Annotated in this window: 1 pseudogene; it reads left to right on the top strand. The window is 68.4% G+C overall.

From position 1 onward, the window contains the following. Window positions 1-513, top strand: a pseudogene (locus tag OHD62_RS35590) (shikimate kinase); the annotation flags it as partial.

Here is a 513-nt window from a genome sequence, read left to right as displayed (position 1 = left end):
TCAAGCTGACTGGAAAGGCAGGCCCGATCGCCTTGCGGCCGCATGACGGCTGCGGCTTCATCAAGGCCTCGCTGGCCGCGCGTATGCCAACGGTTCGCCGGGCCGGTCAAACGGGCGATTCCGATCGGGTGGCTGCCTTTGGCGAGGGAAGGAGATCGTCCCTGCCCGCCTTGGCGGCGCAACATTATCCGCGCAGCGAACTGGTGGCGGATGAGGCGCGCGAGAAGGCCAGGGCCTGGCTCGAGAGCCAGCAAGGGCGCGCGTTGACGTCCGAAGAGCTGTTTCGCACCGTGACGGCCGGACACATCGACGGTCCGGGCGCGGTCGCCGTGCCGTCCGGTGATGGCCACGTCCATGTGCCGACGCTCAAGAGCGAGACGTTGACGGGCAGGGATGGCGTGCTGATCGGCCGCTCGCCCTATGACAAGCCGAACCTGCGCCCGTTTGCCGCCGGGCAGGTCAGGTCGGCGGTTGACGGGGACCCGACGGCAGGGTTCCTGGATCAGTGCGTGG

It is taken from the genome of Mesorhizobium sp. YC-39 (assembly GCF_025753795.1).
GTDB lineage: Bacteria > Pseudomonadota > Alphaproteobacteria > Rhizobiales > Rhizobiaceae > Mesorhizobium.
This window is presented reverse-complemented; position numbering and strand designations above follow the sequence as displayed.